Annotated in this window: 23 protein-coding genes; 5 read left to right on the forward strand and 18 right to left on the reverse strand. The window is 65.4% G+C overall.

The features are described from left to right. Window positions 1–38 precede the first annotated feature (38 nt). The 12 genes from astD to hpnI all read right to left on the reverse strand — a co-directional run bounded on the left by astD (window position 39) and on the right by hpnI (window position 13,329). On the reverse strand, window positions 39–1,520 hold the full coding sequence (astD, locus tag ACR9ZC_RS20870; protein WP_481581770.1) for a succinylglutamate-semialdehyde dehydrogenase: 1,482 nt from the start codon (window positions 1,518–1,520) through the stop codon (window positions 39–41). Then, on the reverse strand, window positions 1,517–2,602 hold the full coding sequence (astA, locus tag ACR9ZC_RS20875; protein ID WP_481581771.1) for an arginine N-succinyltransferase: 1,086 nt from the start codon (window positions 2,600–2,602) through the stop codon (window positions 1,517–1,519). Before astA ends, astD begins: the two co-directional genes overlap by 4 nt. Continuing rightward, on the reverse strand, window positions 2,599–3,741 hold the full coding sequence (aruF, locus tag ACR9ZC_RS20880) for an arginine/ornithine succinyltransferase subunit alpha (RefSeq protein ID WP_481582729.1): 1,143 nt from the start codon (window positions 3,739–3,741) through the stop codon (window positions 2,599–2,601). The genes astA and aruF overlap by 4 nt, the downstream gene beginning before the upstream one ends. 79 nt (window positions 3,742–3,820) lie before the next feature. Next, window positions 3,821–5,056: an aspartate aminotransferase family protein gene (locus tag ACR9ZC_RS20885; RefSeq protein ID WP_481581772.1), complete on the reverse strand. Its 1,236-nt coding sequence runs from the start codon at window positions 5,054–5,056 to the stop codon at window positions 3,821–3,823. A gap of 110 nt (window positions 5,057–5,166) precedes the next feature. Then, the gene (locus tag ACR9ZC_RS20890) at window positions 5,167–6,261 is read right to left on the reverse strand and encodes a GlxA family transcriptional regulator (protein WP_481581773.1); all 1,095 of its coding nucleotides are present in this window, start codon (window positions 6,259–6,261) and stop codon (window positions 5,167–5,169) included. 114 nt (window positions 6,262–6,375) lie between these two features. Continuing rightward, window positions 6,376–7,170 carry an ABC transporter ATP-binding protein gene (locus tag ACR9ZC_RS20895; RefSeq protein WP_481581774.1) on the reverse strand — a complete coding sequence of 265 codons (795 nt, stop codon included), beginning with the start codon at window positions 7,168–7,170 and terminating at the stop codon, window positions 6,376–6,378. 19 nt (window positions 7,171–7,189) lie between these two features. Further along, the gene (locus ACR9ZC_RS20900; protein WP_481581775.1) at window positions 7,190–7,903 is read right to left on the reverse strand and encodes an ABC transporter permease; all 714 of its coding nucleotides are present in this window, start codon (window positions 7,901–7,903) and stop codon (window positions 7,190–7,192) included. Further along, window positions 7,900–8,589 carry an ABC transporter permease gene (locus ACR9ZC_RS20905; protein ID WP_481581776.1) on the reverse strand — a complete coding sequence of 230 codons (690 nt, stop codon included), beginning with the start codon at window positions 8,587–8,589 and terminating at the stop codon, window positions 7,900–7,902. The genes ACR9ZC_RS20900 and ACR9ZC_RS20905 overlap by 4 nt, the downstream gene beginning before the upstream one ends. A 229-nt stretch (window positions 8,590–8,818) precedes the next feature. Next, on the reverse strand, window positions 8,819–9,790 hold the full coding sequence (locus ACR9ZC_RS20910) for a lysylphosphatidylglycerol synthase domain-containing protein (protein ID WP_481581777.1): 972 nt from the start codon (window positions 9,788–9,790) through the stop codon (window positions 8,819–8,821). Then, a complete protein-coding gene (gene hpnK / locus ACR9ZC_RS20915; protein ID WP_481581778.1) occupies window positions 9,787–10,665 on the reverse strand; it encodes a hopanoid biosynthesis-associated protein HpnK in 879 nt (292 codons plus the stop codon). The genes ACR9ZC_RS20910 and hpnK overlap by 4 nt, the downstream gene beginning before the upstream one ends. A 27-nt stretch (window positions 10,666–10,692) precedes the next feature. Continuing rightward, a complete protein-coding gene (gene hpnJ / locus ACR9ZC_RS20920; protein ID WP_481581779.1) occupies window positions 10,693–12,135 on the reverse strand; it encodes a hopanoid biosynthesis associated radical SAM protein HpnJ in 1,443 nt (480 codons plus the stop codon). 39 nt (window positions 12,136–12,174) lie between these two features. Next, entirely contained in the window at window positions 12,175–13,329 is a 1,155-nt protein-coding gene (gene hpnI, locus ACR9ZC_RS20925; protein ID WP_481582730.1) for a bacteriohopanetetrol glucosamine biosynthesis glycosyltransferase HpnI, read from the reverse strand. A 497-nt stretch (window positions 13,330–13,826) separates the two neighbouring features. Between hpnI and pdxY the strand changes: the two genes are divergently transcribed. Continuing rightward, window positions 13,827–14,678, forward strand: a complete 852-nt coding sequence (gene pdxY / locus ACR9ZC_RS20930) for a pyridoxal kinase PdxY (RefSeq protein WP_481581780.1) — start codon at window positions 13,827–13,829, stop codon at window positions 14,676–14,678. A 354-nt stretch (window positions 14,679–15,032) separates the two neighbouring features. After that, window positions 15,033–16,181, forward strand: coding sequence for a branched-chain amino acid ABC transporter substrate-binding protein (locus ACR9ZC_RS20935; protein ID WP_440561860.1), 1,149 nt, complete (start codon window positions 15,033–15,035; stop codon window positions 16,179–16,181). 67 nt (window positions 16,182–16,248) lie between these two features. Here ACR9ZC_RS20935 and ACR9ZC_RS20940 read toward each other — a convergent pair whose 3' ends face one another. The 4 genes from ACR9ZC_RS20940 to ACR9ZC_RS20955 form a co-directional block, all read right to left on the reverse strand. Beyond that, entirely contained in the window at window positions 16,249–17,127 is an 879-nt protein-coding gene (locus ACR9ZC_RS20940; protein ID WP_481581781.1) for an alpha/beta fold hydrolase, read from the reverse strand. Beyond that, window positions 17,124–18,608: a coproporphyrinogen-III oxidase family protein gene (locus ACR9ZC_RS20945; protein WP_481581782.1), complete on the reverse strand. Its 1,485-nt coding sequence runs from the start codon at window positions 18,606–18,608 to the stop codon at window positions 17,124–17,126. The genes ACR9ZC_RS20940 and ACR9ZC_RS20945 overlap by 4 nt, the downstream gene beginning before the upstream one ends. Window positions 18,609–18,853: 245 nt before the next feature. Next, window positions 18,854–19,744 carry a LysR substrate-binding domain-containing protein gene (locus ACR9ZC_RS20950; RefSeq protein WP_481581783.1) on the reverse strand — a complete coding sequence of 297 codons (891 nt, stop codon included), beginning with the start codon at window positions 19,742–19,744 and terminating at the stop codon, window positions 18,854–18,856. A gap of 57 nt (window positions 19,745–19,801) precedes the next feature. Continuing rightward, window positions 19,802–20,467: a GntR family transcriptional regulator gene (locus ACR9ZC_RS20955; protein WP_481581784.1), complete on the reverse strand. Its 666-nt coding sequence runs from the start codon at window positions 20,465–20,467 to the stop codon at window positions 19,802–19,804. A 32-nt stretch (window positions 20,468–20,499) separates the two neighbouring features. Between ACR9ZC_RS20955 and ACR9ZC_RS20960 the strand changes: the two genes are divergently transcribed. The 3 genes from ACR9ZC_RS20960 to ACR9ZC_RS20970 all read left to right on the forward strand — a co-directional run bounded on the left by ACR9ZC_RS20960 (window position 20,500) and on the right by ACR9ZC_RS20970 (window position 23,419). Continuing rightward, window positions 20,500–21,657: a pyridoxal phosphate-dependent aminotransferase gene (locus ACR9ZC_RS20960; RefSeq protein ID WP_481581785.1), complete on the forward strand. Its 1,158-nt coding sequence runs from the start codon at window positions 20,500–20,502 to the stop codon at window positions 21,655–21,657. A 148-nt stretch (window positions 21,658–21,805) separates the two neighbouring features. Further along, the gene (locus tag ACR9ZC_RS20965; protein ID WP_481581786.1) at window positions 21,806–22,495 is read left to right on the forward strand and encodes a glutathione S-transferase family protein; all 690 of its coding nucleotides are present in this window, start codon (window positions 21,806–21,808) and stop codon (window positions 22,493–22,495) included. 51 nt (window positions 22,496–22,546) lie between these two features. Continuing rightward, complete coding sequence (locus ACR9ZC_RS20970) at window positions 22,547–23,419, forward strand: cytochrome c oxidase assembly protein (protein WP_481581787.1); 873 nt, start codon at window positions 22,547–22,549, stop codon at window positions 23,417–23,419. Window positions 23,420–23,541: 122 nt separating this feature from the next. Here the strand turns inward: ACR9ZC_RS20970 and ACR9ZC_RS20975 are convergent, their stop codons facing one another. Beyond that, window positions 23,542–25,461, reverse strand: a complete 1,920-nt coding sequence (locus ACR9ZC_RS20975) for a DUF3857 domain-containing protein (protein ID WP_481581788.1) — start codon at window positions 25,459–25,461, stop codon at window positions 23,542–23,544. A 9-nt stretch (window positions 25,462–25,470) separates the two neighbouring features. Beyond that, on the reverse strand, window positions 25,471–26,364 hold the full coding sequence (locus tag ACR9ZC_RS20980) for a helix-turn-helix transcriptional regulator (protein WP_481581789.1): 894 nt from the start codon (window positions 26,362–26,364) through the stop codon (window positions 25,471–25,473). Window positions 26,365–26,464: the final 100 nt, after the last annotated feature.

Here is a 26,464-nt window from a genome sequence, read left to right on the forward strand (position 1 = left end):
TTGCCGTCGCGCCACCGCTTCGTCCATGGCGCAGCGTCTCAATCGTTCGAGACTTCGTGAAAGCGAAGCCCAGGCGATACGCTCGAAGGCATCGAGAGCTGCGCGCTCTCGACGGACGCCATCGGATAGGCACAGTAGTCGGCCGCATAGAACGCGCTCGGACGATGATTGCCCGAGCGGCCGACACCGCCGAACGGCGCGGCCGACGATGCACCGTTCGTCGGTCGATTCCAGTTCACGATGCCCGCGCGAATCGTGCGGCTGAAGCGTTCCCAGGCGCTCGCGTCGTCCGCGACGAGGCCCGCCGAGAGCCCGAAGGCCGTATCGTTCGCACGCTCGATCGCTTCGTCGAGGGTCGCATAACGAACGATCTGCGCGAGCGGACCGAAGTGCTCCTCGTCGCGCAATGCCGAGACTGCGCTGACATCGACGATCGCGGGATTCACGAAACCGAGCGCCGGATCGCGTTGCGTCATGGCAATGAGCGGCCGCGCCCCGGCCTTGACGAGCCGTTCCTGCGCCGCGACGAGTCTGGCGGCCGCGCGCGCCGAAACGACCGCTCCCATGAAGGGCTGCGGCTCGGCATCGTAAAGGCCGTAGACGATGCGTGAAGTCACCTCGGCGAAGCGCGCGACGAAGCGCTCGCCGAACGATCCTTGCGGCACGAAGATGCGGCGCGCACAGGTGCAGCGCTGCCCCGCCGAAAGAAACGCGGATTGAATCGTGAGATGCACCGCCGCGTCGATATCTTCCACTTCGGCGACGACGAGCGGATTGTTGCCGCCCATTTCGAGGGCCAGCACGATTTCCGGCCTTCCGCCGAACTGCTTGTGCAGCAACGTACCGGTATCGGAACTGCCGGTGAAGAACAGGCCGTCGATCTGCCGATGATTGGCCAGCGCGACACCCGTCTCTTTTTCTCCTTGCACGAGGTTCAGCACGCCCGCGGGCAAACCGGCCTCGCGCCACAGCTCGACCGTGGCCTGCGCCACAGCCGGCGCGAGTTCGGAGGGTTTGAACACGACCGTATTGCCCGCGATGAGCGCCGGTACGATATGGCCGTTCGGCAAATGCCCGGGGAAGTTATAAGGCCCAAAGACCGCGACGACACCGTGCGGGCGATGCCGCAATACGGCAACGCCGTCGGCCATCGGCACGCGCTTTTCGCCTGTGCGTTCGCGATATGCCGTCACCGAGATGTCGACCTTGGCCGCCATCGCGGCGACCTCGGTACGCGCCTCCCACAGCGGCTTGCCCGTCTCGCGTCCGATCGCATGCGCGAGCGCTTCCTTGTGCTCGACGAGGCGCGCCGCGAATCGGCGCACGATGTCGCAACGCGCGTCGAACGGCATGGCCGACCAATCGGCGAATGCGCGGCGTGCGCTTGCGACCGCGCGATCGACATCGACCGCGCTCGCGCTGTGCCCTTGCCATACCACGGCCCCCGTACCGGGGTTATGCGACGAGAAGCGGGGTCCGTTTGCCTGCGCCCACTCGCCTTCGATGAATAGTTCGCTCATGACTTTTGACTCTGCTGGGTATGAGAGGTGACGAGCACCCGCACCGGATCGCCTTCGCGCACGAGCAGCGCCGCCGCGTCGTCGGCGGACAGGTGCATGACGCCGTCTTCGACGCCGCCCGGGGCGAAGCCGACACGGAAATCCGCCAGCCGCGTATTCGCCACCAGCGAACGAGGTGCACGCTCGCGCGGCACTTGGGCGGGGCCAGCACCGGATGCAAGCGGATCGACGGAATCGAGCTCGCCGATGACGACAGGGACGACCACACTCTCGCGTACGGTTCGCAAATCGTCGATGTGGCACTCGAGCACAGGGCCCGCATCGAAGATATCGACGTGCCCCTGATAGCGAAGCCCCTCGGCTTCGAGCATCTTGCGTGCGGGCGCCGTGTCGCGATGGGTGAGGCCAATGACCTGCCGGGCATCCTCGGGCAGTAAATCGGCGTACACGGGGTAACGTGGCATCAGTTCGGCGAGAAAAGACTTGCGCCCGTGCGCGCTCAAATAATCGGCCGCGTTGAAGTCGATCTGATAGAAGTGCGAGCCCACCGCGCGCCAGAACGGCGAGGTACCGTCGGCGTCGAAATGGCCGCGCAGTTCCGCGCACAGGCGCTCGGGAAACCGGTCGCGAAATTGCGCGATGAACATGAAGCGCGAGCGCGACAGCAACCCGCCCACACCATGCGCGCGATAACGCGGCGACAGGAACAGCGAGCAGACTTCCGCATAGCCCGTGAGGTCGTGCGAGATGTTGAGCAGCGACATCCTGGTCCAGACGCCAAGCTCCTGGCTCGCATGCACGACGGTACTCACCCGATAGTTGTAGAACGGCTGCTCGAGGCCGACCTGCGTCTCGATTCCGCACACACCGGCAACGTCGTTCGTTGCCGTATCTTCCATGACGAAGAAGTAGCCGGCCTCATGGGGCGTGGCCTGCCCTTCCATCGTCCGTTTCGATCGCGCGATGCGTGCGGCAAGCGCATCGGGGTCGGGCTTGAACGTCGTCAAACCCGGCCCGGTCTCCTGCGCGAGCGCCACGACCGCATCGAGGTCGGTGGTCTTGACAGCGCGAACGACGATCATCGACGAACTCCCGGATGAATGGCACGCAAGGCAGCCGTCTCGCCATCGAGATCGGCCTGCGACTCGGCGGTGGCGGCTTCGTCTTCGGACGCGCGATGCAACGGCACGCAACGCACCGCATCGCCTGCGACGGCGCCGAGCACCGCGCGTACCGACGACGTCAGCGGCGCCTGCTCCTCGCGCGCAAGCGGCAGCTCCGCCAGCGCACAGCGGAATTCGCCGGCCCGGTTGTTCGCGACGAGATAGGTGGTGGCTGCGGTTGCGGACGACGGATCGGCGTCCGATGCCGCTTCGGTCCTCTCACGTACGATTCTCGTCTCGTTGCTCACCACGCACGCACTGCGGTCCACCTGCGCGGTCAGCACGGGGCCCGCATCGAAGATGTCGACGAAACGATCGGGCTCGAAACCTTCCTCGAGATGGATATCGTAGGCGAGCAGACTTTTGGCGTTGGGCTCGCCGAGCACACGCTGCGCCGCCTCGGGCAGCAGCGGCACATAAAGCGGATAACTCGGCATCACTTCGGCGATGAACGTACGGCTGCGTCCCCCCGAAATCTTTTCGACTTCGGCGAAATCGCGCGCGAAGAACTTGCGCCCCACCGCCTCCCAGAACGGCGACGTCCCCGCTTCGTCGGTGACACCGAGCAAGAGCGAGAAGACCTCCGGCGTGAAGCGCCGTCGGTTCGCCGCAACATACATCATGCGCGCGCGCGAAAGCAGGTGGGCGCTCGCGTCGCCCGTTACCGCGGGATCGAGGTAAAAGCCCGCGAGCCGGCTCTTGCCGGTCAGCTCGTGCGACATCGTCAACGCGTGGATTTTCCGGTTCACGTGGAGCTCGCGCGAAGCATGAATGAGCGCATCGTTGCGAAAAACGTAGAACGGCTCGGCATAGCCGGCCGCGGCCACGATGCTCGACGTGCCGAGCATCTTGCCGCTCGTCGCATCCTCGAGCACGAAGAGATAGAACTCCTCGCCCGGGAAATCGACCTCGGCGCGAAACGAATCCTCGGATAGCGCAATGCGGGCCTCGAGCGCATGGCGATCGTGCGGCAGCGAATGCAGCACGGGCCGCGCGGCGCGCGCCATCTGTTCGAGCGCGTCGAGATCGGAAAGTCTTGCTGGGCGTACGAAGAGCATCATCGTTCCATTCGGTGGCAGATGCGGCGGCACATTCGCTGCCACAGGCGTCGGCATAAGTGGCGGGACGAACCCGGGCTCAACGGGCCGATGCGTCGGCAGCCGCCGCGACGGTCTCCTCGATCGCTATTTCGAGTCGCGCGAGACCTTCCTCGAGATCGGCATCGTCGATGATCAGCGATGGCGCGAAACGCAGCACGTTCGGCCCCGCGATCAGCAGCATCACGCCATGCCGCGCGGCCGCGTTCACGAAGTCCTTCGCCTGCCCCTCGAATGCCGTGACGAGTTCGGCACCGATCAGGAGGCCCTTGCCGCGAATCTCCTTGAAGAGCCCGAACCGCTTGCCGATTGCATCGAGCCGCGCCGTCAGGGCTGCCCCGCGACGCTTCACGCCATCGAGCAGCGCGGGCTCGCTGACGAGCTCGATGACCTTGTCCGCAATCGCGGCACCGAGCGGGTTGCCGCCGTAAGTCGTGCCGTGCACGCCCACCTTGAAATGCGCGGCGATGGCTTTCGTCGTCAGCATCGCGCCGATCGGAAAACCGTTGCCGAGCGCCTTGGCGGTCGTGAGGATATCCGGCGTCACGTCGGTATCCATATAAGCGTAGAGATGGCCCGTGCGGCCGACGCCCGTCTGGACTTCGTCGAAGATCAGCAGCGCCCCATGCGCGTCGCACGCCTCGCGCAATGTCCGCAGAAATGCGGGATCGGCGGGAATCACACCACCCTCGCCCTGAATGGGCTCGACGATGACCGCACACGTTTTCGGACCGATCGCGCCGCGGGCCGCCTCGATATCGTTGTACGGCAAATGAACGATACCGGCCGGCACGGGGCCGAAGCCTTCGGCGTACTTCGGTTGGCCGCCGACACTGACAGTGAACAGCGTGCGGCCATGAAACGACTGCGAAAACGAGACGATCTCGATCTTCTCGGGGCCGTGACGCTCGAGCGCGGCCCGGCGCGCCAGTTTCAGCGCGGCTTCGTTGGCTTCGGCGCCCGAGTTCGCAAAGAATGCACGTTCGGCGAACGTCAGCGCCTCGAGCCGGCTGGCCAGCCTTAGCACGGGCTGGTTCGTATAGGCGTTGCTCACGTGCCACAGCGTCTCGCCCTGCTCGCGCAGCACGCGCACGAGTTCAGGGTGCGTGTGCCCCAGCGCCGTCACCGCGATGCCGCCCGTAAAATCGATGTACTCGCGCCCTTCGGAGTCCCAGACACGCGAGCCCGCTGCGCGCACCGGTACGAAAGGCGCGGGCGAGAAGACGGGCACCATGACGTCGTCGAACGTCTGGCGGTTGACAGCGAAATCGTTCATGGCAGATCCTCATTGAGGTAATAACAGCTCGAAACCGCTCGTATTCGTACTGCGGATACTGCTAGTTTAGAAAACGTTCGCGCCGCCGTCTTGCGCACGAGCGACGCGATCTATCGGGGTTCGCCGCGCGTCGCTCCCTCGTCCGTGTCGGGTGGCTCGATCAGCGCACCCGCACGGGGCTCGCCCGCAAACGGCGCGCCCGCGCCATGCTGTCGCGCAATCCAGTTGCGGCGCTCTTCGCGCGGCGTGAGGCCGAACCGTTCGCGGTACGCATTCGAAAAATGCGCGGCCGACGAAAATCCACATGCCAGGCTGACCTGAACGATCGATTTGCTCGAGCGCTGCAGTTGCAAACGTGCCTTGGTGAGTCGAAGACCGAGGTAGTACTTCGACGGCATCGCGCCGAGATACTGCTTGAAGAGCCGCTCGAGCTGACGGCGCGAGATACCGACGAGCTCCGCGATCTCGTCCGTCGTCAGCGGATCTTCGACATTCGCATCCATCAGCTGTAACGCATCGTTGAGCCGCGGATGGCGTTCGCCGGGCGCCGTGACGTGCGGAATGCGCTGGCGCTCCTCGCCTGCGCGCAGCACGCCGAGGCCCAACGCGTCGGCAATGCGTTCGGCCAACTCCGGGCCGTGCTCGCGCGCGACCATGGCAAGCATGAAGTCGGCACTGGCCTGACCGCCCGCGCAGCTCGCCCGGTCGCGGTCGATCTCGAAGAGCTGCTGCGTCACGATCGAGCGCTCGAACTGCTCCGCAAACTGCTGATAAGTTTCCCAATTCACGCTCACCCGGTAGCCCGAGAGCTGGCCCGCCATGGCGAGCCACCAGACGCCATGATGAATACCCGTGACGAGCGGCGTGCGATGGCCCACGCGCGCGAGCGACGCGAGAAAGAGCCGGTAATCGGCGAACTGCTGAAAACGCTCCGTGACGACGATAAGCCAATCGCAGGCAATGCCGTCGCCGAATGCGTCATCGGCCGCCAACGTGGCGCCACCTTCGAGCGGCACGGCCCGGCCGTCCCACGAGCAAATTCGCCAGCGGTATAGCAGGCGGCCGTCGATTTCGTTGGCGAGGCGCAGCGTATCGACAATCGGGCCGAGCCCCGACATCGAAACGGGCGGCAGCGCCACGATGACGACCTCCGTGGCGCGCGGTGCGCCTGACGTGCTCGGCACGACCTGGCCGGCGCGCACCATCACGCGCTCCCCCCTTCGAACGGCTGACCTGCTTCGGATAGGCGGGGCGCGCCCGGCGCCGATCGGGCGGTGGGTCCATGAGCCGGCCTCGACAGGACTAACCGCATGCCTGGCTTATTTGAGGCTACCCGACAGGAACTGCCGCAGCCGCTCGCTTCGTGGCTGAACGAGCACGATCGCTGGATCGCCCTCTTCCTCGGTCCGGCCCTGGTGCAAAAACATGACATGGTTGGAGACGTTGCGCGCAAACCCCATCTCGTGCGTGACGACGATCATCGTACGGCCTTCTTCGGCGAGTTTCTGCATGACTTTCAGTACTTCGCCGACAAGCTCCGGATCGAGCGCCGAAGTCGGCTCGTCGAAGAGCATCACGTCCGGGTTCATGGCCAGCGCGCGTGCGATCGCCACGCGTTGCTGCTGCCCGCCCGACAGGTGCGACGGATACTGCTTCTCGAGGCGAGGCGCGAGCCCGACCTTCTCGAGGTACGCGCGTGCGCGTTCCTCGGCTTCGCGACGCGAGAGCCCGAGCACATGGATCGGCGCTTCGACGATGTTTTCGAGTACCGTCATGTGCGCCCATAGATTGAAGTGCTGAAACACCATCGCGAGCTTGGTGCGCATGCGTTGGAGCTGCTTGTGGTCGGCCACCTCGAGGTTGCCCGAGCGGTCGGCGCGCGTGCGCACCGCCTCGCCGTCGACGACGATCTGCCCGGCATTCGGCCGCTCGAGAAAGTTGATGCAACGCAAGAACGTGCTCTTGCCCGAACCGCTCGCGCCGATGATGCTGATGACGTCGCCGGCGTTTGCTTCGAGCGTCACGCCCTTGAGAACCTCATTGTCGCCGTAGCGTTTGTGGATATCGAGCGCCGCGAGCTTGACGGCGGTGGATGGGGATGTCGCTTGAAGCACCGTGCTCTCCTCGAGTAATTCAACGGCGGCCGACCGCGAGGTACGCCAGCCAGTGCTGTTCGGCCCGTCTGAATAGCGCGACGAGCGCAAACGATACGGCAAGATAGATCAATGCGGCGATGCCGAATGCCTGAAACGACATATAGGTTGCCGAATTGGCGTCGCGCGCGACCTTGAGCACGTCGGGCACCGTGGCGGTAAATGCGATCGTCGTCGCATGCAGCATGAGAATGACCTCGTTGCTGTAAAGCGGCAACGCGCGTCGCAGCGCCGAGGGCAAGACGATGCGCCGATACATCGTGAAGCGGTGCATGCCGTAGGCGCGCGCAGCTTCGACTTCGCCATGCGAGATCGAGCGGATCGCGCCCGCGAAAATCTCCGTCGTGTAGGCGCCCGTATTGAGACCGAAGGCGAGGATGGCGCAGTTCAGGCCGCTGCGGAAAAATTCGTTCAGCGTGGGATGCGCGCGCACGATTTCGAGGCTGTAAAGACCCGAGTAGATGAGCAGCAACTGCACATAAAGCGGCGTGCCGCGAAAGAGGTAGGTATAGCAGCGCACCGGCACCGACAACCAGCGATTTTGCGAAACGCGCGCAACGGCAAGCGGCACGGCCATCGTAAAGCCGATCGCGAGCGAGGCAACGAGCAGCCAGAGCGTCATGGCCAGGCCCGAGAGGCCCTGCCCGTCCCAATAGAGAAACGCCCGGCCGAATTGGGAAAGAATGTCGATCATAGCTCCGCCTTGCGCACGCCGAGGGAATAGCGGCGATCGAGCAAAATCAGCGCGATGTTGGACACGGTGGTGATGGCCAGATAGATCAGCGCGGCAACGAGGACGAAAAAGAACATGTTGAACGTGCTCTTTCCGGCGTCCTGCGCGGCCTTCACGACGTCCGCAAGACCGATGATCGATACGAGCGCGGTCGCCTTGACGAGCACCTGCCAGTTGTTGCCGATGCCGGGCAGCGCGAAGCGCATCATCTGCGGAAAGAGGATGCGTGCGAAGACGCGCGCGCCGCTCATCCCGTAGGCCATGCCGGCTTCGAGCTGCCCGCGGGGCACGGCCATGAACGCGCCCCGAAACGTTTCCGTGAAGTAGGCGCCATAGATGAAACCGAGCGTCAGCACGCCGGCGACGAACGGATCGATATCGATCTGTTCGATGCCGAGCGCGTCGGTCAGCTGGTTCACGGCGATCTGGATGCTGTAAAAGAGCAGCAGCATCAGCACGAGATCCGGCACCGAACGGATCAATGTCGTGTAGGCCGTGGCCGCGCCCGCCACGGCCGGCCGGCGCGAAAGCTTGGCCAGCGCGCCGGCGAGGCCCAGCAGCACCGCCACGGCCAGCGAGAGCACCGACAACTCGATCGTCTTCAGCGTGCCCGCGAGCAACACCGGTCCAAACCCGTAGAGAAACACGCGCATCTCCGTCTTAAGGGATGGCGCGGATCGTCGCAAGCGAAAAATGTTTCCGCAAATGGCGCGCCGCTCTTTGCGGCAGTGCAACATCCGCGTTATCGGGCGCCCAGGTCCCGCCCTGCCGCTCGTGCGCGGTCGCTGCCGCGAGCCGGCCCGCGCGGCTCGGCGCGAATTGCGAAAACTTCCCGTCGCATTTTCGATATTTGGAATGCGCCCGGCCTGTTCACGCCTATCGTACGAGATTGCGCCCGCGCGAGAGCTCGGCCCATTGCCAGGACGCAAGCGCCGCACAGCCGAAGACGACCTCGCGCATGCGTTTGACGAGCGCGAGCGACAGCGCGACTTCGCGGTCGACCCCGAACATCTGCGCAAGCAGCACCACGGCAGCTTCCTGAACGCCGAGTCCCGCGGGCACCATGAACGCGGCGTGGCGCACGGCCTGCGTGAGCGCCTCGATGGCGATGGCGCCGCCAATCGAGACCGGGTGGCCCAGCAACGCCAGCGCCCAATAAGTCTCGAGCGCGCCGAGCACATATCCGGCGAGTTGCCAGGCGAAGGCCCTCACGAGCATCCCGGTCTGTCTCATGAGCGCGTCGATTTCTTCATCGAGCCGCTTGCCGTCGATTCCTTGCAGCAGCCGATGCTCGCTGCCGAGCGCGCGCACGGCGAAACGTTCGATGGCGTGAAAGAGCCCCCCGCGGCGCACCAGCGCGATCGTCACGAAGGGAAGCGGCAGCGACATCGCGAGCGCCAGCGCGATCGTCTTCGCGCCCGCCCCACCCGTCGAAGCAAAAATCAGCACGAGCCCGAGCGCCGAAAACGCGTACTGCACGGCAATCGTGATCAATACCTCGACGATCACCGAGGCGCTGACCCGAGACGCATCGCTCACGTGCCAGCGCGCGAGGCGAATGCCGACGATCTCGCCGCCCACTCCCACGACGGGCAAGAGCCGCCCCACCGCCTCGCGGACCGTCGCGACCCACCACAGAAAGACGAGCGGCGCGCGCCCTCGCAGCAGCAACTGCCATGCGCGCGCATCGAGCAAGAGCGGCAGCGCGTGAAACGGCACTAGCCAAAGCAGCGCAAACCCGGCCTCGCCGATGATGTGCACGACGTCGCCCGCACCGTTGCGCACGACGAGCGCAATCAGGATGGCAATGCCGATGGGCCAGCCGGCCCACTTGAACCACCTCGTCATAGCCGACGGCCTTGCGCGGCGCTTGGGCCCGATATCCGTGCGACGCCTGCACCGCAGACATCGGCGAATCCGCCTCTCGGGATGCCCGCCATCGCCGCGGCGACGCGCGGCGAGACGAGTGCAGCCAATTCGTCTGCGTGGCGATACTCGCGCATCGAGGAGCTGATCGGCCCCTGCCCCGGTGCGCCGGGCTCCGCCGGGTGACAATAGATTTCGCCGATGCCTTCGGGCAACGCCGCCAGCGCGTCGAGCACGACGGCTTCGTCCATGCCGCCCGTGTTTGCGATACCGACGACGTAATCGTTGTGCGCAATCCCCGCGCGTGCAAGCCGCGCGCGCATCAGCGCGATCCACGGCGCGAGCCACCAGGGCGCGTGCGCTTCGAACGGCAGACGGATCGCCGCGAGCCCGTACTCGCGACCGATCGACAGGACGAGCGACAGCACCGTTGGATGCACATGGAAATGCTTATGGGCGTTGACGTGATCGAGCGTCAAACCGGTTGCGGCGAACGCTTCGAACTGCGCGCGGATTTCGCGCGCGAGCTGGGTGCGCACGGCGGGCAGAAAAAAGAAGCGAAAACCGTCGCGCACCATCGCATCGCCGAACCGACCGTCGGCACCGACGAGCGCGGGAATCTCGGCCGCGGACGACGTCGCCGGCCCATCCGCGAGTACGAGGTGCAAGCCCACGCGCAGGCCCGGCAGCCGACGCGCGCGCTCGACGGCGTCGCCCGCGGCCGGTGCGCTCACCATGAGGCTCGCGCTCGTCAACACCCCATCGCGATGCGCGCGTTCGACGGCCCGGTTCACGCGCACATCGAGGCCGAAATCGTCGGCCGTGACGATCAGTGCCCGCGCGGCAGAACGAGACACCGGATTATGTCCGTACGAGGGTTGAGCTCATGCTTCATGGGCGCGCAGGAAGCGGAAGAATTCGACGCCTTCGCGCAGACGCCGCTTCATCATGTCCCAGCTCGTCAGCATTTCGCGCACGATCTCCCAGATCTTCGAGGGGCGGAAGTAGAACTCCTTATAGAACGCCTCGAGGTGGTGATAGATATCATCGCGCGACAGATGCGGATAGCCGATCGCGGCGAGCTGCACGCCTTCGTTGCTGACGAGATTGATGACCTTGTTCTCTTCGAGCCAGCCGTTTTCGACGGCTTGCTTATAGAGTGTCGTACCGGGATAAGGCGCGGCCAGGGAGACCTGGATCGTATGCGGATTGATTTCCTTCGCATACTCGATCGTCTTGCGGATCGTCTCCTTCGTCTCGCCTGGCAAGCCGAGAATGAAGGTGCCGTGAATCATGATGCCGAGCTTCTTGCAGTCCGCATTGAAGCGCCGCGCGAAATCGGTACGCACGCCCTTCTTGATGTTGACGAGAATCTGGTCGTCACCCGACTCGTAGCCCACCAGCAACAAGCGCAGGCCGTTTTCCTTCATGATCTTCAGCGTCGAATACGGCACGTTGGCCTTGGCGTTGCACGACCAGGTCACGCCGAGCTTGCCGAGCCCGCGCGCGATCGCTTCAGCCCGCGGGGTGTCGTCGGTGAAAGTATCATCGTCGAACATGATCTCCTTCACTTCGGGCATGTTTTCGCGAATCCACTTCACTTCCTCGAGCACGTTATCGACCGAGCGCGTGCGATAGCGGTGGCCGCTGACCGTCTGCGGCCACAGGCAGAACGTGCAGCGCGACTTGCAACCGCGCCCCGTGTAGATGGACACGTACGGGTAGTTCAGATAGCCGATGAAGTAGTTGTCGATCTTCAGATCGCGCTTGTACACGGGCGCGACGAACGGCAGCTCGTCCATGTTTTCGAGGATCGGGCGCGCTTCGTTGTGCTCGATCGAACCGTCCTTCGCACGCCAGCTCAAACCCTTGATTTCCGGGAACGGCTTGCCTTCGGCGATTTCCTTGCAGGTGAAGTCGAACTCCTCGCGGCAAACGAAATCGATCGCATCGCTTGCCGTGAGCGAGTTATGCGGATCCACCGCCACCTTGGCGCCCACCATGCCGATCAGGACCGACGGCTTGCGCTTTTTCAGGTCCTGCGCAAAAAGCGCGTCGGTCGGAAACGACGGCGTGCTCGTATGGATGAAAACGACGTCGTATTCGACGGCGATGTCGAGCGATGCCTGGACCGAGAGGCCGTCGGCCGGCGCGTCGAGCACGCGGCTGCCGGGCACGAGCGCCGCGGGCTGCGCGAGCCAGGTCGGATACCAGAACGAGCGGATCTCGCGCTTGGCCTGATAGCGCGATCCGGCTCCGCCGTCGAAGCCGTCATAGGACGGGGCCTGCAAGAACAGGGATTTCATGGATGCTCCGGCAACCTGCATGAATACGGATGAAAAGAAGAAGACTGAGTGAACGCGGCGTCAGGAGCCATCGGAGCCCTCCGCCACGCGCGCCACGACGGGTACCCGGGCGCCGCGCCAGGTGACATGAGAGCCGAACGCCGCGGCAAGCCACTGCAGCGCAAGCAACCCGTCGCGCAGCGGCACGAGCGGCAGATCGCGCCAGAACGTGCTGATATGGCGTGCACCCCGCGCGTGCACCGCGAGCCGCGCGAGCAAGCCGAGCACCGCGGCCGCTGCCAGCACCGCAGCGCGAACGGGTGCGCCATGGCCGGCGAGCCCGTAGGCAAGCAGAGCGGCCAGTAGGACCCACGGCATCGTGAACGTCACGAACAGAAATGCGAAACCGGCCGGGTTGATCGAGCGGATCGTGCGCAACCAGCGCGTCTCGCGCCGCCACAGCGACGCAAAATCGGGCTCGATGACGTCCGTGGCCACCACGACCTCCGACAACACCGTCTCGAGACCCCGCACGCGCGCATGCTCGGCCAGCCAGTAATCGTCGGCCAGGCAATCTTTGAGGGCGGCAAAGCCGCCCGTCAATTCCAGCGTCGTGGCGCGCAGCGCGAGCGTCGCGCCGAACCCGAAGCGCCGGGAACCGCCCGCATGCGCGAGCCGCACCGACGGCGCGAACCATTCGTTGACGAACAGCGCGCCCACGCGCGTCCAGAAACCGCCGACGCTTTCAGCGTGGTACAGGCACGTGACGATGCCCACTTCGGGGTCGTCCAACGGCGCGGTGACCGCTTCCAGATAGCCGGGCTCGACCGCGATGTCGCTGTCCGCCACGACGAGGAGCGGATGCTTCGCACGCGCGGCAAGATTGATGAGATTGCTGACCTTCAGGTTCTTGCCGTGCACGCGTGAATCGACGACGAGTTCGATATCGCGCCCCGGGTAGACGGCCTGCAGCCGCCGCACGACACCGATGGCCGCATCGTTCGGCGAGGACACGCCGAAAAGCAGTTGGTAGCACGGATGGCGCTGCTCGCAGAAAGTCGCGAGATTTTCGAAAAGCCGCGGCTCGGCACCGCACAGCGGCTTGAGCACGCTTACGCCCGACGCTCTCGCGGGCGGCCAGGCGGGACGGGCCCGGCTGAACGCTCGTGCCGACGGCATGGCAAACGCCGCCGCAAGCGCATAGGCCGCCGCGGCGCACGCGAGCATCACCAGCATCCAATCGGACAATGCCGAGGCCACCGCCGCGTTCACCGCGCGCGCCCCGCCAATGGCGGCACGCAACGGACCGCCTTGCGGCACGCCACGGTCAACCGCGATGAAAAGATGCTGGCTCGCACGGGTCGTTGCTCCTTCGTAGAAGTCGAGCGCGTGCCTCGTGCCACAGGTCCCGGCGGGAAAACGAGCCCCACCCGCGCGCCTGAAGGTCGAAGCCGCAAACCCGCAATTGTAGCAGTGCGAGGCATAAGCAGTGCCGCAACGCGTATCGACTACTGGATTCCGTCGCGTGGACGCTGCATCGGGCACGGCGGCCCGGCGTGCAACGTGCGGTATCCGGCCCCGAGCGATGACGCGACGCAGCAAGTCATGTATCGTGTTTAAGTAGATGCTGTTTTCCCGCCGCCCGCACGCGCGGTCGAAGCGACTCGCGCCGGCCGGCCGGCGGGCGGGCCAGTCGACCTCGAAGCGCGCGCGCCGCGCGAAGCGAAGCCATCATGAAAAACATTCTCAGCATACAGCCGCATGTCGTGTTCGGCCATGTAGGCAACAGTGCCACGGTGTTTCCGATGCAACGCCTCGGCGTGAACGTCTGGCCGCTCGAGACGATGCAGTTTTCGAATCACATGCAGTACGGACACTGGGCCGGGAGCGCGATCGACGCGGCGCAGATGAGCGAACTCGTCGAAGGAATCGGTGCCATTGGCGTGTTGCGGCGCTGCGACGCCGTGCTCTCCGGCTACTTGAGTTCGACTGCGCAGGTGCAGGCGGTCGTCGACATCGTAAAGGCGGTGAAGGCGGCCAATCCCCACGCGTGGCACTTCGCCACGCCGGTCATCGGCGCGGGCGCCGGCGCCCACGTCGACGAATACCTGCTCGCCGCGATGCCCGCGGCCACCGATGGCCTGGCTCCGAATCACGAGACATTGCAAAAGCTGGCCGGCCGCCCAATCGAGACCGTCGACGAGGCCGTCGTGGCCTGTCGGGAGATCATCGCGCGCGGCCCGCAACTCGTGCTCGTCAAGCAGTTGCGGGATCGCAACAGTCCGGCCGACCGCGTCAACCTGCTCGCGGTGACAGCGAGCGAGGCGTGGATGAGCCAGTATCCGCGCTACCCGTTCGCCCGCCAGCCCGTCGGCGTCTCGGAGCTCACGAGTGCCATATTCGTTGCACGGCGCCTCACAGGGGACTCCGCGCGAACCGCGCTCGAGCATACGTCCGCCGCGGTGCACGCGGTGCTGAAGGCGACCTACGACGCCGGTCGCTACGAGCTCGAACTCGTCGCCGCGCAAGACGATATCGCGCGTCCGCGCGAGTGGCTCGGCGCGTGGTTCGTCGGGGCCGCCTGACGCGCATCGCCGCCGCGCGGGCGGTGCCTTCGCGAAACGAGCGTGTTTGCCCTGATTGCCGGCGCAGCATCGCTATGCCGAAATGCGCATACTGGACGACGCGAACGGTCAAGACGGCCTCTTATTGGCTTCCTATATTCGCGTCAAGGGAGTGCCGCGGCAGGCCGACGCGCCGGCGGCACAGATCGACGAAAACTACGAATCCCAGGAGGTTCCGCCACACGCCCTCTCACCGAACAAGAGTCGTGCACCGGCGATTTCGGCGCGGAGGAGATCCGCGCGTCGCGCACCTTCGCGCGCATGCCGGGATGCACACCACCGCCGTTTTCCATGTTGTCGCCAAAAGGAAAGAACATGCGTTTCGCGAAGACGATTACCCCTATCGCAGTTGCTGTTGGAGCGCTTCTCGCAGTCGTGCCGTTTTCCGCATCCGCCGATGTGACGGTCAAGATCGGCTTTGCCGCCCCGCTCACGGGCCCCAACGCCAGCTACGGCAAGGATCTCCAGGACGGCGTGCAGATGGCGCTCGACGATGCCAAGGCGCAAGGCATCAAGATCAACGGACAGCCCGCATCGTTCCAACTCGTCGCCGAGGACGATCAGGCAGACCCGAAGACCGGTTCACAGGTGGCACAGAAACTCGTCGATGAGGGCGTCAACGTGATCGTCGGCCACTTCAATTCGGGCACGACGATTCCGGCCTCCGAGATCTACCAGAAAGCGGGCATTCCCGACATCGATCCGGCCGCCACGAATCCGATCATCACAGGGCGCGGCTACGAGAACGTGTTCATGGTGATTTCGAGCGATGCGCAAAACGCGGGTACGGCAGGCACGTATGCCGTGCAGACGACCAAGGCCAAACGCATCGCGATCATCGACGACCGGACGGCATTCGGTCAGGGCGAAGCCGACGAGTTCGAGAAGGCCGTCAAGAAGGCTGGCGGCAATATCGTGGGACGCGAATATACGACGAACAGCGCGACCGACTTCAAGACACAGCTCACGAAGCTCAAAGGCGTCAACCCGGACCTCATTTTCGTCGCGGCGCTCAACCCGCAAGCCGCGGGCATCATGAAACAGATGCGCCAGCTTGGCATCAAGGCTCAGTTCGTGGGCGGCGGCGGCGTGAAGGACATCGACTTCATCAAGCTCGCCGGCGACTCCGCCGAGGGCGCCATGGCCTGGGAGTACGGTCGCCCGCTCGACAGCACGCCGGTGGGTAAGGAGTTCGCGAGCAAATTCAAGGCGAAGTTCGGCGTCGATGTGCTGTCGTACGCACCGTTCGGCTACGACGCCGCATGGACGGCCATCAAAGCCATGCAGGCCGCGAATTCGATCAAGCCGGAGGACTACCGTCCGAAGCTCAAGGCGATCAGCTTCGACGGCATCACCGGCCATATCGCATTCAACTCGAACGGTTCGCTCAAGCAAGGCTCGTCGACCGTCTACGAGGTCAAGAACGGTCAGTGGGTGACCGTTGCCACGAAAGCGGGGCTCTGACACAGCGCCCAGGCATCGCCGTCGTACCGCATGACACGGCGCCTTCGGGCGCCGTGTTGCGTTTGGCTCAGGCAAACCGCTCGTCGTGCGCGCCATGCGCGCCGCGCTCCGCGAGCCAGCGCCCGATGAGCGGCCAGGTTTCGCGCGCGGCATTGCGCGAGACGATCAAGCGCTCGTGCGTATAGTCTTCGCTAAAACCGCGATCGCGGCCGCACAGCCGGTAGGTACGATCCACACCGCCGAAGGCGTTGGCCAGCGTCGCGCACCCTTGCTCCGGTGCGATGAACGCGTCGCCGCTGCCCGCGAGCGCAAGCAGCGGTACTTCGACGGCGCCGAGCGCGCCCAGGTAGTCGAAGCCGTCCTCGCCGTCGAACGTCCGGGCAAGGCCCCACCGGCACCATTGGCGCATGAGCCGCGGCTCTTCGCCCTCCGGACCGACGCGCAAGAGCCAACTCGGCAAGCGCCCACCGCAGGCGATCCACGCGGCCATCGCCCGCACACGCGCGCGGTTGCGCCAAGTCAGCGCCGCGGCCGTCGCCTGGCTGGCCAACAACACGAGTCCGCCGAATTCACGTGCCGCGCGCGCCGGATTGCGCGCCATCCACATCGCCGCAATGAGCCCGCCGCCGCTGTGCCCGACCCAGTAAATCGGTTGCCCCCCGCTTTTCGTCCCGAGCGCATCGACGACGGCCTCGACATCTTCGCGCGCGACCGTGTCGAACGTGTAAGGCGTCGGCGCCTTTGCACTGCGGCCGTGCCCGCGCCAGTCGAAGACCCAGCATGCAAGCCCACGGCGGGCCAGGTACTCGGCGAGCGCCATGCAGCAGCGGTGGTTCGAGAACGTACCGTGCGTGAGGACGACGGGCGCGCCCCGGCCATTGCCCACGCGCGTGAGGGCGAGCCGCACACCGTCACGGGTCGAAATGCATTCGGCGAGCGCGGTCATATCTCGGCGTGAATCGGAACGACGCGCCGCGTGCCGCCCCCGAGGTCCACGCCATCGCGCAACTGACGTAGCCGCGTCTGGCTCATCAGCGCTTGCAGCATGGGGATGTGAAAAGCCCCGATATCGACGAAACGGATCGCGTCGTTTTCGATTTCAATCCACCCGCGCGCGCCGAGTTCCTCCCAGATCGGCTCGAACTCGCCGATGGCGTCGCACCCGAACGCCATTTCGTAGGCGCCGAGATCGATATTCATCGTCTGCATCTCCTGGAAGAGCCATGCAAGCTTCATGTCCGGCAAGGCCTGCACGAACTGCCTGTCGACCGGAAACTGCCCGGCATCGATCGCGGCATGGTACGCCTCGAGCGAGCGATGATTCATCTGCAACCAGTTGAGCCCGTCGTCCGGATTCCACGACGATGGAGGCATGCTGATCGCCGCATAGCCGATGCCGATCATGTGCTGCGTGACGAGCTCGCTACCCTCCATATTCAAGAGGCAGCGCAGGTGCGTCTCGTATTCGTAGCGCTCGGCGCCGGCAAATTCGAAGCGCCCGTCACCGTCAGGGTCGATCCGCTCCCAGTCATATACGGTCGCTTGACGAAACCCTCGGGCGCTCAGAAATCGCACGGATTCACGATACATCTCGATGGTCTCCTCGAGCGGCGGCAACTGCGCGCGTTGCGCCTTGCTGAAGTCGCTGCGCCCCGCGATATTGAGCTGATAGTGCGTGATATGGCGAACGCCCGAGCGCACCAGTTCGTCGAGATCGAACAGCATGTCGTCGACGGTCTGCTCGGGCCACCCGTAAATGAGGTCCACGTTGCAGGCGAGCTGGGCCTCGTTGAAATAGGCAAGCGCGTCCATCACTTGCTGGCGCGTCTGCTTGCGGCCGCTATAGCGGATCAGCCGGTCGCTCAGTTGCTGCACGCCCATGCTTACGCGTGTGAAGCCGGCGCTGCGAATGGCATCGACCTTGTCACGCGTGAAAAGCTGCGGGATTCCCTCCAGGGTCTTCTCGATCCGGGGCGCCGCGTCACCATAGAGTTTCCGGACGATCGCCATGAGGCGCGCATACTCGCCGTCACGCAGCAGGTTCGGCGTGCCACCGCCGACGTAGAGCGACGCCAGCGTATCGCTCGACAGCATATCGCCAAAAAGCTCCGCTTCACGCTCGAGATAATCGAGGTAATCGGAAATTTGGGACTTTCCTCGATAATCCTGTGTTGGAAAAAGACAAAATCCGCAATGAGCCGGATCGGTCGGAATACAAAACGGAATGCCCAGGTAAAGGTTGTCTTTAAACCGGCGCTGCTTCGCCAAATGCGCCCGCTTCTCCCAGCGTTCGCGGGTCTTACCATCGTTCGTCCGCCAATACATCGGACTGGGATGCGTATGTAGTACCTTGTTGCTCTGTGGGCGCGAAAACTCGCGCTCGATGAACGCGGCTACATCAGCACGCGTCATATCCGTCGTAGACATGCCGTTCTCCGTGATCGACGAGCTCGCGGCGGCGCGCGCCGTTGTCGAGCTTCTTCCCCGATTCGCCGTCTTGCTTTGTTGAATTCATATTAATTCGACGGAACCGAGTTTAAGTCGGCATCGACTGCTCACATGCGTCACAATCCGTAGTTCTTTTCGATTATCGGATTCGATATCACGCTTATGCAAAACCGCTGTTCGTTTTCAACAGTGCGAGGAAGACAAATACCGAAAACACGGTGGCGCTAGCGCGCCGCGGCCGCCTCTTCGTGCAGCCAGCGGCGCAGCGCATCGATCGCATCGCGTTTCGCGCTGTCGGAGCGCCAGACGATGAAGTGCGCGTAGATGTCCTTGATGCTGCGCCGCCAGAGCCGGACAAGGGCACCCTTCGCAAGCTCCGCTTCGACGAGCGTCGCGCGCGCGAGCGCAATGCCGAGCCCGTTCGCCGCGGCGTCGATGAGCGCACCGGCGTCCGTGAAAAGCGGCCCGCCGCGCGGCTCGGTCAGATCGAGACCGACGGCCTGGAACCACGGCTCCCAGGGCTGCGAGGCATGGCGCAGCAACGTACAGCGCGCGAGATCGGCGAACCGTCGAGGCAGCCGCCCCCCGCGATAAGCGGGGCTCGCCACCACGAATACCTCCTCGTCCATCAGCCGCTCGGCCTCGAGGTCAGGCCACGCGCCGGGCCCGTAGCGCAACGCCACGTCGACGCCATCGTGCCGGTCGAAACGCGCGAGCGCCGCCTCGGGACGCAGTTGCAGCGAGATATCGGGGTAACGGCGCAAAAATGAGGGAAGACGCGGCGCGAGCCATCGCGCGGCGAACGGCGGCAGCACGCTCACCGTCAGCTTCGTCGGTTCAGGCTTGCGCGCTTCGCGGGTACGCTGGCGCGGCGGTACGCGCTCGAATGCGCGCTGCAGCACCTCGAGTCCCTGACGCACCTGCAGCGCGAGCGCGTGAGCCTCCGGCGTCGCGACAGCGCCAAAACGCGCACGCACGAACAGCGCGGTGCCCAGGCGCAGTTCGAGCGCGCGCACGTGCTGGCTGATCGCGCCTTGCGTCAGCGCGAGTTCGTCCGCTGCGCGCGTGAAGCTGCCGAGCCGCACGGCGGCTTCGAACGCGCGCAACGTCTGCATGGGGGAAGGCGCGAACCGGTCATCGTACGGCAGGTCGTGGCGTGAGTGTTTCGCGCATCATGCACCCGCTTCGCGGTTTTTCGCACGCAACGCCGCTTTCATCACCGCGCCCGCGGCCGCGATATGCGCCTTCGTCAGACCTTTCGCCCTACGGCGATCGCGCGCAATCACGGCCTCGAGGATCGCCGCGTGCTCGGCGCACGAGGTCTCCTGGTACGGCTCGATCTGCCAGACCAGCCGCAAATAGCGGTCGGCCTTGCGCCAGAGTACTTCGAGCGTCTCGAGCAGATGCGGCTTACCGCCCGCGGCGTAGATGGCGCGATGAAATGCCCAGTTGTCCTTCGACCAGGCCTCGACGTCGCGCGCCTTGCGATCGCGTTCGAGAATCTCGCGCGCGGCCCGCGCGTCGTCCGGACCGAACGCATCGATCGCAGCGTCGAGCGCGATGAGCTCCAGCGCCACGCGCATTTCCTGGAGTTCCTCCGCTTCCGATGCGCTCATCGCCGAAACGAACGCACCGCGATTCGGCACCAGCGTGACGAACCCGCTCGCCTGCAACTGCGCAAACGCCTCGCGCACGGGAATGTGGCTCGTTCCGAATTCGGCCGCGAGGCGGTCCTGCCGCAACTGCGTGCCGGGCGGCAACTCGCCGCACGCGATGCGTTCGCGAATACGGTCGGCAAGCGCCCCCGAAGAAACTTTTGCATCGGCCGACTTTTTCATTTTAATATATTAAAACTCATTTGGAGGTCGATATGACGGTATCCAGGTTGCGAAACATCCCCGGCATCGGTGTCGACCGGGTCGGCGACGCGGCGGACTCGATGCACGACGCGGACATTCTACGGCTCGAAAACCTCGACACTGACCTCCGGCCGCCCGTGGCAGCCTTGAAGGTCACGCGCGAAGCCATCGACGACGACGCGGCCAACAGCTACCTACCGTTTCTCGGCCTGCCCGCTCTGCGGCAGGCCGCCGCCGAGCGCGTCGGGCGCGCCGCGGGGCACCGCTACGACGCCGCGACGGAGTGTATCGTTTCGGCCGGCGGCCTGGCCGGTATCTTCAACGTGCTGCTCTCGATCCTGGAACCCGGCGACGAAGTCGTGCTGACCACACCGACCTACGCCGGGCTCATCAATCGCGTCCACCTCGCGGGCGGTGTGCCGAAGTTCGCTCGGCTCGTAGCCGGCGCCGACGGCTGGCGGCTCGATCTCGACAGCCTGGCCGCGGCCGTGGGGCCCCGCACGAAGGCGTTTCTGATGATGTCGCCATCGATGCCGAGCGGCTATGTCGCCACGGCGGACGAATGGCAGGCGATCGCCGAATACTGCCGTCGCGCCGGCGCATGGCTCGTCTATGACGCCGCCATGGAGCGGATTCTCTTCGATGGCCGCGCCGTGCTTCATCCGGCCGGTTTGCCCGATATGCGCGAGCGCACGATCACCGTCGGCGCGGTCTCGAAGGAGTACCGGATGATCGGCTGGCGCATCGGCTGGATCGTCGGCCCCGCCACGATCATGCGCGACGTTCGGCTTGCGAGCCTCTCGAACGTCGTCTGTCAGGTCGGCATTGCCATGCCCGGTGCAGCCGCCGCGCTGACGGCGGCCGACGACGGCGTGGCCGCGGCCGTAACCGAATGGGAAAAGCGCCGGGACGTCCTCGTCGCGCAACTGGCCGACCTGCCGGTCGTGCGGCCGCACGGTGGCTGGTCGCTGCTGATCGATACCGATGCGCTCGGCATCGAGCCGGCCGAGGCGTCGCAACGATTGCTCGCACACGGCAAGATTGCCGCTACGCCCATGACGAACTGGGGCCCCGGCGCCGAGCGCTATCTGCGCTTCGTGTTTTCCAACGAGCCGGCTGAGCGGTTGGGCGATGTGCGCGAGCGCATCCGCGCGTCGTGGAAGTTGTGAGCGAGCGCGCGGCATACCGATCGGGCGGACCCGGCGGGCCATTAGAGATGCTAATGGCTCGAGCGCAGTATTCCTGCTTTGCCGGTCGCGGCCGCGCTGGCTAGACTCGTCGTCGCGAATTCACCCGAACCTTTGCGACGAAATCCCAATGACCTATCGACTCTATTATTCGCCCGGCGCCTGCTCGTTGGCCGTTCATATCGCGCTCGAAGAAATCGGCATACCGTTCGAGCGCGAGGAAGTCTCGGTTGCGCGAGGCGAGACCACGCAGCCTGAGTACCTAGCCATCAACCCGAAAGCGCGCGTGCCAGCGCTGGCCATCGCGGGCGAAACACGCGTGCTGACCGAACTGCCCGCGGTTCTCACGTTTCTCGCGCGACGGCACCCCGAGGCGAATCTGTTGCCGAGCGACAATGCGCTCGACGAGGCACGCTCTCACGAATGGCTCGCGTGGCTCGCCGGCTGGGTGCACGGCGTCGGTTACGGCGAGCTATGGCGCCCACTGCGGTTCGTCCCCGATGCTGCGTTGTGCGAAACGATCAGCGCGGCCGGCAGACGCACCATCGAACAATCCTGCGTTTGCATCGAAGCGGAGCTCGCCGATGGGCGCCCGTGGGCCGTCGCGCGCGGTTATTCGATCGTCGATCCGTTTTTGCTCGTGCTCTATCGCTGGGGTAACCGGATCGGCCTGCCGATGCGCGAGCGCTATCCGGCTTGGACCGGAATCGTGCGGCGTGTCTCGACACGCCCGGCCGTGCAGCGCGCCATGGCGAACGAGGGGTCTTCCTGGACCGATGAGGCCGCGCCGATTGCCGGCCCGCGCCAGCGATGCTGTTAATATGCAGCGGGCCGTACCGCGAAGCGTACGACTGCCGTATCACTCATCGCCATGTCCGTCATCAGCCTGCTCGACCCTTGGGAGCCCTCTCCCGCGTTCGTCGCCGTTGTGCTCGTCACAGCCGTGCTCTATGCGCGCGGCGCGCGGCGCGCCCCAGTGACGATCGCGCGTCAAGCCGCGTTCTGGACCGGCCTCGTGCTGTTTTATCTCGCACTCCACACGCGGCTCGATTACTACGCCGAGCACCAGTTCTTCGTGCATCGGCTGCAGCACCTGGTGCTGCACCATCTCGCGCCGCTCGTGCTGATGGCCTCGTATCCGGGCAGTGTCCTGCGCGCGGGGCTGCCGTTCGCATGGCGGCCCGCGCTACGGCGCTGGCAGCGCAGCGCGTCGGCACGTCTTGCCGCTGCGACCTTGCTCAACCCCACCGTCATTTCGCTCGCGTTCGTCGTTTCGGTGGTTCTCTGGCTCGTCCCGTCGGTCCAATTCGTCGCGATGCTCGACTGGCGCCTCTATACGCTCATGAACTGGTCGGTGGCCGTCAGCGGCCTCGCCTATTGGTGGATGCTGCTCGATCACCGCCGTGCGCCGCCGAGCCGCACGCGGCCCGGCTTGCGCGTGCTTTCCCCCGTGATCACCATGACGCCGCAGATTCTCGTCGGCGCGATCATCACTTTTTCGTCGCAAGACCTCTATCCGATCTTCACGCTGTGCGGACGTGCGTTCACTTCGATCCCGCCCGTGCTCGATCAGAGCCTCGGCGGCCTCATCATGTGGGTGCCCGCGGCCGTGCTCGAATCGATCGGCGCGATGATGGCGCTGCGCCATATGATGCGTTTGTCGGAGAGCGCGCCCACGACGATCTCACGCATGCGCCGCAGCACAGGCAGCGCGACGCCGACGTTGGAGGCCTCTTCGCGCTGACGACCGGTCGACCAACGTGCCGTGTCAGCCCGCCAGCCATGCCCCATAACGCGCCAGATCGACGTTGCCGCCGCTCACGATGACGCCCGCCCGGGCGAATCGGATCGCGACTCGGCATCGGATCACCTCGAACGCGAGGATTCGTCGAGGCGCGGCGCGACGATGACTTGCGCCAGCGCGTCGCGCTCCACGCGTTCGAGCGCTGGGCGCATCGCTGCGAATTCGTCAGGACTGCAGACTTGTTTGCCGAAGCGCGCCTGCAACCGGCGCGTGATTTGCACGATATGCGTCGCCGGATCGAACACGTAGTGCGAGCGATAGTGCAAGCCACCCGCGCTCAATTCGAGATCGTTCGGCACGAACACCGCACGCATGCCGGAGGGCAACGCAATCTGGCCCGCCTCGTCGAATCCGCCGCCGATGCAGACGAACGACTGGGTGCGCACACCGGCCGCCAGCCACTGCTCGACCTGCGTCGCGATCCCGCCGGATAGACTCGATATCGCCGGCATGCCCGTCATCCCGTCGGGCCAGATCACATGCTCGAGCGCGCCCGTCATCGAGACCGCGAACGGTCCGCTCGTGGCCGCGACATCGTCGGCAGCGATCGTCGCGCTCCCGCGCAAACCGGCGTTATGCAGACGTTCGTACGCGATTTGCTGCACCCGCTCGTGCGTCGCGCGGCGAAACACGTTGCGTTCGAGTTCCGCTGTCCAGCCGCTGTCCTCGACGCGATAGGCGTAACGGGCGGCGCCGCTCGCATCGATGTCGATCTGCACGCGCGATGCGCGCTCGCGCGGCTCGACGGCAGGCGTGCGCACTATGCGCGCTTCGTCGACCAGCAGCGCGGGCCGGTCCATGACGCCGGGCGGCAGATACCCGAACGCGATACCGCCCGCAGTCGTATCGGCGAACGTCTGGAGCTCCGGCATCCAGACGATCACATGATTGATCGCGCTCGCGCCGTAACCGGGCACCGACGGCAGCGTGTACACGGGACCGAGACCGATCAGTGCCGGCTCGCTCCGAATACCGGCCGCGGCGAGCAGCGCGCCGAACAGCGCGACGTGATCCTTGCAATCGCCATAGCGGTTGCGCAGGACATCGATCACCCGATGCGGCCGCGCCGCTGTTTCACCCACGAAAAGCGCCACATAACGTATGTTCGCGCGCATCCAATCGTAGATGGCGCGAGCTTTCGAAACCGGGTCAGGCTGCGCGTCCGTCAACGCATGCGCCAGCGCGGCGATAGCCGGATCCGCGGCGCTCGCGTCCGCGGCGCCCGCCCGGTATCGCTCGGCGAAGGCGGCGAAGTCCGCGTCGGTCGTGACCATCAACCGGTCGCCGTCTTGTGCGTAGCCGACCGCACCGGGCTCCGTCGCCGCATAGGGGCCATGCCGATAATCGAAGGCGTAGCGCGTGCGCGCACCGTCGGTCACAGGCGGCTCGCCGACATATCCGCGCGCATCGGCATGAAGCGGCATGTCCGAGGGCAAATCGAAGACGAGCTGTTGGGACTCGACGGGCTCGCGCGTCGGCGCGACGAAATAGCTGAACGCACCGGGCTCGATCGGTTTGCCACGAACCTTATGAAAGACGACGTGGATGCGCCAGCCCGGCTCCACGCCCGGGAAGATGATCGTCCGCAATACGCCGTCCTCGAACGTCGGCGCACCCGACGCACGCGGCTCCTGCACGTCGCGAATCGCCTCCGGCCCAACCGGATGCCGCGCCCCGCCCGGATCGATCGACTCGGCCGTCACGATCGTGAGCTTTTCCGTGTCCTTGTCGAACCACACGTAATGCTGTGCGATCGCATCGACCCCGCTCGACGTGTTCGCGCGCAATGTCGTGTCGTCATACTCCTCCACGGTCCCGTCCCGTTGCACTACGAAGCGATGCACGTCCGATTCGATTGTCGACGGCGCATCTTGCGACGCCCGAGCCATTGCGCTCGCGCACGAGACGGCAGCGGTCAGGGCGATCGCACGCAGTGCAAGAACGAAACCGCCTGCGCGGCACCCTGTACGCCAGCGAGCCATCACGCCCCGTCAGCCGGTGAGCCGCGCGCGGTACGCACGCGGGCTTTCGCCGAATTCGGCCCGGAAAGCGCGGTTGAAGTTCGAAACGTCCTCGAACCCGCAATCGAGCGCGATGTCGACGATTTTGCCGGGCGCATCGGCCAGACGCTGAGCTGCGAGCCGCAATCGCGCACGCACGACGTATTGATGCGGCGTCGTGCCCGTGGCCTGCTCGAACGTACGCAGGAAGTGGTAAGGACTCAGTCCGGCATGCTCGGCAAGGCGATCGAGGCCGAGCTCGCTCTCGGGCGCTGCGTCGATCAACTGAAGAATCTGCATCACGCGTTCAATCGCCGCGCTGGAGGCACCGCGCGTATCGCGCGGCGAAAGGCCCGCGGTGTGCCGTAGCGCATGTGCGGCAAGCGCTGCGGCGAGCGCGTCCCAGCCGCGCGCGCATTGCATCGATACGCCCGCGCAAGCAGCCGCGACAAATCGCGCAAACGCGCGCGAGGGCGCGATGCGTGCGGCGCCGAAACGCGCGCCGCGCGGCGTTACGCCCACGTCCGCCGCAATTCGCTCGAAGTATGCCGGGGTATAGCGAAACGCAATGCAGCGATCGCCTTCGCGGTGCCGGTGGCCGCACTCGAAGCACTCGCCGTCATTGCCGAGCATCACCGCGCCCGGCGTCATCAATGCGCGCGCCGACGGCGTCCGATACTCGAACGCGCCAGCGACGACGAGCGCGACGAGCATGCGCGAGTGCCGCTCCTCGAACGGAACGTCGTTCGGCCCATGCGTGCAGAGCACATCGGCCACCTGCCACCCCTCGCCCGCGACGAGCGTGCGCGGCGTCGTGCTCGCGCGTGCACCGGCCTCGCGCCGCCGTGCCAGTGCCGCGTCGAGTCCGGCCGCAATATTTGCCAAGATTTGCCCCTTACTTCGCCATAGGATCGTTATAGAACATCGCACGCGCCGCGGCCTGCCGCCGGTCGATGCGCGAACCGATGAACCGACGAACCGTCCG

It is taken from the genome of Trinickia sp. HAY1-2D (assembly GCF_056754935.1).

Bases quoted from the DNA above. Each gene is read 5' to 3' on its own strand.
- astD (WP_481581770.1), bottom strand. From the start codon at position 1,520: ATGAGCGAACTATTCATCGAAGGCGAGTGGGCGCAGGCAAACGGACCC.
- astA (WP_481581771.1), bottom strand. From the start codon at position 2,602: ATGATCGTCGTTCGCGCTGTCAAGACCACCGACCTCGATGCGGTCGTG.
- aruF (WP_481582729.1), bottom strand. From the start codon at position 3,741: ATGCTCTTCGTACGCCCAGCAAGACTTTCCGATCTCGACGCGCTCGAA.
- ACR9ZC_RS20885 (WP_481581772.1), bottom strand. From the start codon at position 5,056: ATGAACGATTTCGCTGTCAACCGCCAGACGTTCGACGACGTCATGGTG.
- ACR9ZC_RS20890 (WP_481581773.1), bottom strand. From the start codon at position 6,261: ATGGTGCGCGCCGGCCAGGTCGTGCCGAGCACGTCAGGCGCACCGCGC.
- ACR9ZC_RS20900 (WP_481581775.1), bottom strand. From the start codon at position 7,903: ATGATCGACATTCTTTCCCAATTCGGCCGGGCGTTTCTCTATTGGGAC.
- ACR9ZC_RS20910 (WP_481581777.1), bottom strand. From the start codon at position 9,790: ATGACGAGGTGGTTCAAGTGGGCCGGCTGGCCCATCGGCATTGCCATC.
- hpnJ (WP_481581779.1), bottom strand. From the start codon at position 12,135: ATGCAGGTTGCCGGAGCATCCATGAAATCCCTGTTCTTGCAGGCCCCG.
- hpnI (WP_481582730.1), bottom strand. From the start codon at position 13,329: ATGCTGGTGATGCTCGCGTGCGCCGCGGCGGCCTATGCGCTTGCGGCG.
- pdxY (WP_481581780.1), top strand. From the start codon at position 13,827: ATGAAAAACATTCTCAGCATACAGCCGCATGTCGTGTTCGGCCATGTA.
- ACR9ZC_RS20935 (WP_440561860.1), top strand. From the start codon at position 15,033: ATGCGTTTCGCGAAGACGATTACCCCTATCGCAGTTGCTGTTGGAGCG.
- ACR9ZC_RS20940 (WP_481581781.1), bottom strand. From the start codon at position 17,127: ATGACCGCGCTCGCCGAATGCATTTCGACCCGTGACGGTGTGCGGCTC.
- ACR9ZC_RS20945 (WP_481581782.1), bottom strand. From the start codon at position 18,608: ATGTCTACGACGGATATGACGCGTGCTGATGTAGCCGCGTTCATCGAG.
- ACR9ZC_RS20950 (WP_481581783.1), bottom strand. From the start codon at position 19,744: ATGCAGACGTTGCGCGCGTTCGAAGCCGCCGTGCGGCTCGGCAGCTTC.
- ACR9ZC_RS20955 (WP_481581784.1), bottom strand. From the start codon at position 20,467: ATGAAAAAGTCGGCCGATGCAAAAGTTTCTTCGGGGGCGCTTGCCGAC.
- ACR9ZC_RS20960 (WP_481581785.1), top strand. From the start codon at position 20,500: ATGACGGTATCCAGGTTGCGAAACATCCCCGGCATCGGTGTCGACCGG.
- ACR9ZC_RS20965 (WP_481581786.1), top strand. From the start codon at position 21,806: ATGACCTATCGACTCTATTATTCGCCCGGCGCCTGCTCGTTGGCCGTT.
- ACR9ZC_RS20970 (WP_481581787.1), top strand. From the start codon at position 22,547: ATGTCCGTCATCAGCCTGCTCGACCCTTGGGAGCCCTCTCCCGCGTTC.
- ACR9ZC_RS20975 (WP_481581788.1), bottom strand. From the start codon at position 25,461: ATGGCTCGCTGGCGTACAGGGTGCCGCGCAGGCGGTTTCGTTCTTGCA.